Here is a 6,445-nt window from a genome sequence, read left to right as displayed (position 1 = left end):
TTACTTTCGAACCCATTAGTAACATTTTCTTGCATTTGGCATGGGGCCTGCTTAAGTTACCGCACGCTCAGCGCGGAAACGGGGCAAAGCTCCACCGCCCCGGAGCTGGATAAACGAAAAAATGACAACTCTTGAGGTTGATAACATGCAAAAGATTCAGATGAACAAAGGTCAGCAGGGTTTTACTCTGATCGAACTGATGATCGTTGTGGCGATTATTGGTATTTTGGCGGCTGTGGCTATTCCGGCTTATCAGGATTACACCATTCGTTCAAAAATTGTGGAGCCTGTAAACGCTGCTGGAGCTGCTAAGGCTTCGATTTATGAAGTTTACGCAGCATCCGGATCTATGCCTGCTGGAGATGCCTCAAAAGGTTTGGCGAAGGATCTTAAAACAAATCTTGAAGCTCTCGATACAGTAACCGCGGTAGAGTTTGAATCAGCAACAGATACCTTCGCTATAGTAATGACTTTGGCTGATCTTGGTGGCTCAACTAGCTCTAACAATAGACTTACATTCGTTTATACCGGTGCAAACACTGGCCTTTCTGTAAATTGTGCCAGTGATTCAGGTGCGACTAAAGCAACCAACGTTGACGAAAAATACCTGCCTCAGGCATGTCGAGCTTCATAAGATGATCATGGACAGGCACTTGATCAATATAAGATGATCATGGACAGGCACTTGATCAATCATGGATCAATCATGGACAGGCACTAGCCTGACCAGATCCCCAAAGGCCCGGCGGTTTCGACCCCGGGCCTTTGTCGTTTCTGGCCGTTTGTCTACTGCGTCTATTTCGGGGTTATGGCAAAGCAGCGCCAGCAACTCGCGGCGAATCCTGGAAATTCCTGGATTCTAGGCGTGTGAAGTGCTCGGCAGGTCCGCCGATAGTTAAATTTGAAAAAGAAGGGGAGGGAGCCTAAGCCGCTTGTCGTCGCCGTCCAGGATTTCGGTAATCCTGATAGCTATCTTCAAAGGCAGTCGCCCGGTGGCACCACCGTTCCGGGTCCAGATTCAGTCGTTCCAGAATCGGCAGTGCGTTTTCGACAATAGCGCCCCGTTTGTCACTCCGGCTGATCCGCCCGGTGCAATCCACCAGTTCCAGGTAATCTGCAAAGCTGAACAGGATGCCTCGCTGGAAGCCGTTTCGAATCACGCCTTCAAAACCCAGCAGCGGTTTTAACGGTACCGCAAAATCATTCAGTGCCTGCTGTTCCGTCTGTCGTGCAATGGCTTCCGCCAGATTGAAGCTAGGATGAATGCGTTCCTTAATGCTGGTGTGGTCGGAAGTTTCTGGAGTCTCCGCCATGGCGGCCCGGATAGGGTTCAGGTCAACATAAGCCATGCAGGAAAGGAGGGCTTCTTCGGTATCTAGAGCCTGGGATTTGAATCTACTCTCCCAGAAATGCCCCGTGCACTCATCTTCCCGGTTGGCTTGCCTCGCAATTGGTTCATTCAGGCATTTCATAAACCAGCTCAAATCCGCCAACCGCTGCCGGAAGGTTTCCGAGTACGCCTCCACTCGCCGAAGCTCTGCCGTACACAGCTCATCACCCCGGTGATATCGCTGCACCAGTGGTGGCCCCTTGTAAAGGCTGCACCAGCGCGCCAGCACCTCATCCATACTCCAGGGTTCCACCTCATCCGGGCTGAGCTTCACCACCAGGTGGTAGTGGTTCGACATCACCGCATAAGCTGCGACATCTACCGCAAACACAGATGCCAGAAGCCGGATTCGCTCTTCAATCCAGCCCCGCCGGTGCTCATAACAGCGCCCGGTGGCGCGGTCCTGCCCGCACAGGAATGTGCGGCGCACGCAGCGTGAGATCACGTGGTAGAAGGGGGTATCTGAAACGCTGACCAGTTCTGCTCTGGCTTTGGGCATGGTGGGGTCCTTGTCTTCCGTGACTGTTGACATGGTCATATCATGCATCAATAATTCGGATCTGTATAGATGTACAGTATTTTGGTGTTTTAGTGTGTTTCCCTTATTTCTGCTATTTCTCAAACTCTATTTTTGTATGTACAATAAATCCAGATGAATATTGAATTCGATCCAAGGAAGGATGAGAAGAACACTGAAAAGCACGGTGTTTCGTTAGCTGATGCCGCCAGGCTCGAATGGGATTGGGTGTGGTTTATGGAGGCTTTATGCAGACAAAATCTAAATCAGGTCGGAAGTTTACGCTGCCCTCGAGTGATGAAGAGTCTGGCATTAACGAGGGGATTGCACAAGACGCAGATACACGCGAGCTCACGGAAGAAGAGTTCCGCCGGTTGCGTCCGGTTGGTCGGCCCAAAGCGGAGACCACTAAAGAACGGATAACTATCAGACTTTCACCGGAGGTCGTTGAGCAGTTTCGCGCCACAGGCAGCGGCTGGCAAACCCGAATGGACAAGGCGCTTCAGGAGTATCTGAGAACCCACAGTCAGTCCGATATTGAGAGGTTGGGATAATGCACAACAATCGAGGGAATCTACTGCGCTAGAATTTGTCGAGGGAATCTACTGCGCTAGAATTTGAGCACAGCGTGATTCATGGACAGGCACTAGCCTGATCATGGACAGGCACTAGCCTGATCAATCACGCCACCAGCCATCTTTTACACTCTTTCACCAACACCCCTCCAGATTTGCGCTATGGTAAGCATAAAAAGGAGGTTAGCATGCTCAAAAGGACGCTGCTTTTAATTAGTCTTTCCATCCCCACCCTTGGTCACACTGCAGTTTACCAATGCAAGACCAACGGCCAGACGGTGTTTTCAGACCAGCCCTGCGGCGAAGATGCCCGGCGCATTCAGGTTAAAGCCCCGGCACGCATTGGCGGAGGCTCAATGTTGGGTAAGAGTGGCCAGGAATTTCTCGATCACAGGGACCGGAAAAGTGAGGTCGAAAGCATAGACCGGAGTATCGAGCGCCTGGAACGTCAGAAAGCCCGTGCAAAAATGAACATGGACAACGCGCTCATTCGCTATCAGCGGCAAAAAGCCAACGCCAACAACAACCTGGCCGGTGCCACCTGGGAAGGCTCGTTAGCTCAGGAAGCAGAGGTGCTTCGCAAGCGGTATCAGGCAGAGATTGACGGAGTTAACCGGGAAATCGACCACCTGCGTGCGGAGCGGCGGCGAATACTTCAATAACCGGGTCAGACCCCGCTAAAGATCATGGACAGGCACTAGCTTAGTGCTAGGTCAACTAAGCTAAATCGTCCATCCCAACATCAAGCGCCTCGGCCAGGGCTTTCAGAACTTTGGTGGACGCAGTTTTGCCAGTGTTCTCAATCTGGCTGATGTATGACTTGCCAACTCCGGCCGCCTTGCCAAGGGCTTCTTGGGTCAGCCCCCGGTATTCTCGCCAGATCTTCACCGGGTGTTCTTTCCCGGTTATCAGGCGTTCGGCAATGTCTCCCGGAACGGTTTCATCCTCGCCGATGGCCAGCTCCTTCATTGCAGCGCTGGCGTCTGCAGCATCCTGCGCATCTTCAGCAAGTGCCAGCAGCTCGAGATACTCGTTGTAGGGCACCACGGCATATTCTGGTTTGCCTTCTCGTTCAATAATTTGAGCACTCATTTGTAAACGTCTCCTCTTGTGCCTATCTTCAGCACCAGTACCACCAATTCACCGTTATCAATACGGCATATTGCCCGATAACTCCCTTGCCTCAGCCTCCAGAAGGGCTGGCCTTTCATTGGTTTCCAGTCGCCTTCATAATGAAAGAGTTGCGGGTGCAAAGTAAAGGCAGGCCCATTCGGGCATTCTTTGCATTCGATCCTGCCCGTACAGGCATAATTCTCTGTGCTGGTGAGAAGACAGGAAAAGACAAGCGGTTTTATGATGAGATGATTCCACTGGCAGATCGAGAATTTACCGCCCATTTGGAAATGCTCAAGGGAGGAATCTGATATGGCAAGTTCTTTGGACGCACTGCTGGCTAACGAAAAGCCGGAAGTTGTCAGGCAGGCGCAGCTAAAGGCTGATCGCATACTTATGGAGATTCGTCTCAGCGAGGTGCGTGCATTATTGCAGAAAACCCAGAAGGATATGGCGGAGGCCATGGGTGTGACCCAGCCTACGATTGCGAATATGGAAAAGGCTGGTAAAGACTTGAAGCTATCATCTATTAAGCGATACGTGGAGAGTGCGGGAGCGAAAGTCCGTCTGGATATTGAGCTTCCTGATGGGACTCATCTGGCCATTCCTCTGTAAAAGCACTGGCTGATTTTCGTGCGCGTCATACTAGCTATGGACAGGCACTAGCTTATTCGTGGACAGGCACTAGTGTCCCGTCTGGGTAATCCCTTTATTTATTATCAATAACACTCAGCTTTGCTCGCGTCACTGAAGTCATAATCGATTCTGCACTCTTGTGCCAGCGGAACGGCTTTGCCAGTTTCTCATTGTGAGTTTGGATAAAGCGACGAATCGCCTTCTTCAGTTCGCCGACACTGGTAAAAATGCCACGATACAAAGCGCGGCGTTCCAGTTGACCAAACCAACCCTCCACGGCATTCAGCCAAGAGGCGCTGGTGGGTGTGAAGTGAAGCTTGAACCGGGGATGTTTTTCCAGCCAGGCTTTCACCTCTGGTGTTTTGTGAGTCGAGCTGTTGTCCAGAATCAGATGAAGGTCCTGCTCTTTCGGTGTTTCTCGATCAATTTGTCTCAGGAAATCGAGAAACTCTTTGGCGCGGTGGCGTTGTGTAATGCGCCCAATCACTTCGCCGTTCAGGATATTCAGGGCCGCGTATAAGCTGGTCGTCCCGTGCCTCTTGTAATCGTGGGTACGGCGCTCGATCTGGCCGGGTTTCAGTTGCAGCTTTGGTTGAGTGCGATCCAGTGCCTGGATCTGCGTTTTTTCGTCAACCGACAGCACCAGCGCGTTATCCGGCGGATTCAGGTACAGGCCAACGACATCGAAAACCTTCTCAGCAAAGTCCGGATCATTGCTTATTTTGAAGGTTTTCAGCCGGTGCGGTTTCAGGTCAGCGGCTTTCCAGATCTGATGCACTTGCCAGCGACTGACACCGGCATATTCGGCCATCAACCGGATGCTCCAGTGGGTAGATTCCTTGGGCACCTTTTTGACCGTGTCATCAAGAATTGCTTTAACCTTTTTCTGATCCAGCTTTCTGGGTTGTCCAGGTCTTGGTGCATCCCGAAGACCGCTCAGGCCCTGTTCGGTGTAACGATTACGCCACTTAAATACCGTGGCCGTCGTGGTTCCCAGTTGCTCCGCAACGACTTTGGGTGATTCACCGGCATTCAGGGCCAAAACGATTCGTGCTCGCAGAACAAGATTCTGACTCAGCGTGCTTGTTCGCAGCCAGCTTTCCAGCTCCAGTTGATCGTTTACCGTAAGATTAAAGGGTGCTGGTTTCCGGGCCAAAACAGAGTCTCCGAGCTCGTGAACAATAGCTCGAATTGTAGCACATTTTCGCTTAGGAATTAACCAGACGGAACACTAGCTTATTCGTGCGTAGCTGCATGGACGAACGGGTCGTTCGTATTATGAACGAAGAGTAAGCGGGTCAGACCCCCGCAGCTTATTCGTAAGTGCAGAAGTAAGCCGTATCCACCTCAGCCTTCACCTTAAAACTGGTATTCGCTGCCACCTCAAAAGCCTTTCCGGCATCGTATCGAACCCAGTTCTCACTGCCCGGCAGCTGAACCGTCAGCGCGCCACTGACAACCGTCATCACTTCCTTTTGGCTGGTACCGAACTCATACTCACCCGGGCTGATGACGCCCACGGTGGCAGGTAGTGTCTCGCCCTGGAAGGCGATGGATTTTACTTTGCCGTCGAAGTACTCGTTTACACTCAGCATGGCCGTGATTCCTTATAAATTGGGCGGCTAATATACTGCAAGATCCCGTGGACAGGCACTTGTTAATTACTTGTTAATTAACGAGGGCACTATGGACCTCTTCGACCAATTCACCCCGCCAGAAAACCTGCTGCCCTGGTATGGCGACCGGCCGTTTGCTTATACCTATTCAAGGGCCACCAAGCAGGCGCTGCCCTGGGTTCCGGTGCTGGCGGAGTTGAAAGCGCTGGTCGAGCAGTGCAGTGGCGAGCCCTATAACTCCTGCCTGCTCAATCTTTATCATAGCGGTGAGGAGGCAATGGGTTGGCACAGTGATGACGAGCCCGAGCTGAAAAAGCACGGCGCAATCGCTTCGGTGAGCCTCGGGGCGCCGCGGCGGTTTGTCTTCCGGCACAAGCAGAGCAAGGATCAAATAAAGCTAATGCTGGAACACGGTAGCCTGCTGGAGATGAAGGGAAGTACCCAGGCCTTCTGGCAGCACAGCCTCCCGGCGACGAAGACGGTGCAATCGCCGCGGATTAATCTGACATTTCGGGCTATGGTGGTGTAGCGGGGTCAGCCCCCCGGTACATTGCCTGTTCACTGTTGATGCCCAAGAACCATGCGCATATACTGATTC

11 protein-coding genes are annotated in these 6,445 nt (G+C 52.0%); 6 read left to right on the top strand and 5 right to left on the bottom strand.

Annotated elements, in window-relative coordinates; all coding sequences use genetic code 11:
* The first annotated feature begins 145 nt into the window (after positions 1 to 145).
* Positions 146 to 634, top strand: coding sequence for a pilin (locus tag Q668_RS17335; protein WP_152521751.1), 489 nt, complete (start codon positions 146 to 148; stop codon positions 632 to 634).
* Positions 635 to 923: 289 nt separating this feature from the next.
* On the opposite strand, the gene Q668_RS00995 is transcribed toward Q668_RS17335, so the two are convergent.
* Positions 924 to 1,922, bottom strand: a complete 999-nt coding sequence (locus tag Q668_RS00995; protein WP_227498246.1) for a transposase — start codon at positions 1,920 to 1,922, stop codon at positions 924 to 926.
* 233 nt (positions 1,923 to 2,155) lie between these two features.
* On the opposite strand from Q668_RS00995, the gene Q668_RS00990 reads away from it, so the two are divergent.
* Positions 2,156 to 2,461: a BrnA antitoxin family protein gene (locus Q668_RS00990; RefSeq protein WP_022987718.1), complete on the top strand. Its 306-nt coding sequence runs from the start codon at positions 2,156 to 2,158 to the stop codon at positions 2,459 to 2,461.
* Between the two features lie 209 nt (positions 2,462 to 2,670).
* The gene (locus Q668_RS00985; RefSeq protein ID WP_022987717.1) at positions 2,671 to 3,144 is read left to right on the top strand and encodes a DUF4124 domain-containing protein; all 474 of its coding nucleotides are present in this window, start codon (positions 2,671 to 2,673) and stop codon (positions 3,142 to 3,144) included.
* 55 nt (positions 3,145 to 3,199) lie between these two features.
* Here the strand turns inward: Q668_RS00985 and Q668_RS00980 are convergent, their stop codons facing one another.
* Complete coding sequence (locus Q668_RS00980; RefSeq protein WP_022987716.1) at positions 3,200 to 3,574, bottom strand: helix-turn-helix domain-containing protein; 375 nt, start codon at positions 3,572 to 3,574, stop codon at positions 3,200 to 3,202.
* Entirely contained in the window at positions 3,571 to 3,693 is a 123-nt protein-coding gene (locus tag Q668_RS17710) for a type II toxin-antitoxin system RelE family toxin (protein ID WP_152521750.1), read from the bottom strand. Before Q668_RS17710 ends, Q668_RS00980 begins: the two co-directional genes overlap by 4 nt.
* Between Q668_RS17710 and Q668_RS00975 the strand changes: the two genes are divergently transcribed.
* Together Q668_RS00975 and Q668_RS00970 are read left to right on the top strand one after the other, a co-directional pair.
* Complete coding sequence (locus Q668_RS00975; protein WP_413771523.1) at positions 3,661 to 3,906, top strand: type II toxin-antitoxin system RelE/ParE family toxin; 246 nt, start codon at positions 3,661 to 3,663, stop codon at positions 3,904 to 3,906. The two genes, Q668_RS17710 and Q668_RS00975, sit on opposite strands and share 33 nt — an antisense overlap.
* A gap of 1 nt (position 3,907) precedes the next feature.
* Positions 3,908 to 4,210: a helix-turn-helix domain-containing protein gene (locus tag Q668_RS00970; RefSeq protein WP_022987715.1), complete on the top strand. Its 303-nt coding sequence runs from the start codon at positions 3,908 to 3,910 to the stop codon at positions 4,208 to 4,210.
* Between the two features lie 94 nt (positions 4,211 to 4,304).
* Here the strand turns inward: Q668_RS00970 and Q668_RS00965 are convergent, their stop codons facing one another.
* Positions 4,305 to 5,387, bottom strand: coding sequence for an IS630 family transposase (locus tag Q668_RS00965; protein ID WP_036218757.1), 1,083 nt, complete (start codon positions 5,385 to 5,387; stop codon positions 4,305 to 4,307).
* Between the two features lie 157 nt (positions 5,388 to 5,544).
* Positions 5,545 to 5,826 (bottom strand): pyrimidine/purine nucleoside phosphorylase, encoded by a 282-nt coding sequence (locus Q668_RS00960; protein ID WP_022987713.1) that lies wholly within the window; start codon positions 5,824 to 5,826, stop codon positions 5,545 to 5,547.
* A gap of 91 nt (positions 5,827 to 5,917) precedes the next feature.
* On the opposite strand from Q668_RS00960, the gene Q668_RS00955 reads away from it, so the two are divergent.
* On the top strand, positions 5,918 to 6,376 hold the full coding sequence (locus tag Q668_RS00955) for an alpha-ketoglutarate-dependent dioxygenase AlkB family protein (protein ID WP_022987712.1): 459 nt from the start codon (positions 5,918 to 5,920) through the stop codon (positions 6,374 to 6,376).
* The last annotated feature ends 69 nt before the right edge of the window (positions 6,377 to 6,445 follow it).

The organism is Marinobacter sp. ES-1, from assembly GCF_000475255.1.
Classification (GTDB): Bacteria; Pseudomonadota; Gammaproteobacteria; order Pseudomonadales; family Oleiphilaceae; genus Marinobacter; species Marinobacter vinifirmus.
The sequence above is the reverse complement of the archived record's forward strand: the minus strand, read 5'-3'. Positions and strand labels throughout refer to the sequence as shown.

Bases quoted from the DNA above. Each gene is read 5' to 3' on its own strand.
- Q668_RS17335 (WP_152521751.1), top strand. From the start codon at position 146: ATGCAAAAGATTCAGATGAACAAAGGTCAGCAGGGTTTTACTCTGATC.
- Q668_RS00995 (WP_227498246.1), bottom strand. From the start codon at position 1,922: ATGTCAACAGTCACGGAAGACAAGGACCCCACCATGCCCAAAGCCAGA.
- Q668_RS00990 (WP_022987718.1), top strand. From the start codon at position 2,156: ATGCAGACAAAATCTAAATCAGGTCGGAAGTTTACGCTGCCCTCGAGT.
- Q668_RS00985 (WP_022987717.1), top strand. From the start codon at position 2,671: ATGCTCAAAAGGACGCTGCTTTTAATTAGTCTTTCCATCCCCACCCTT.
- Q668_RS00980 (WP_022987716.1), bottom strand. From the start codon at position 3,574: ATGAGTGCTCAAATTATTGAACGAGAAGGCAAACCAGAATATGCCGTG.
- Q668_RS17710 (WP_152521750.1), bottom strand. From the start codon at position 3,693: ATGAAAGGCCAGCCCTTCTGGAGGCTGAGGCAAGGGAGTTATCGGGCA.
- Q668_RS00970 (WP_022987715.1), top strand. From the start codon at position 3,908: ATGGCAAGTTCTTTGGACGCACTGCTGGCTAACGAAAAGCCGGAAGTT.
- Q668_RS00960 (WP_022987713.1), bottom strand. From the start codon at position 5,826: ATGCTGAGTGTAAACGAGTACTTCGACGGCAAAGTAAAATCCATCGCC.
- Q668_RS00955 (WP_022987712.1), top strand. From the start codon at position 5,918: ATGGACCTCTTCGACCAATTCACCCCGCCAGAAAACCTGCTGCCCTGG.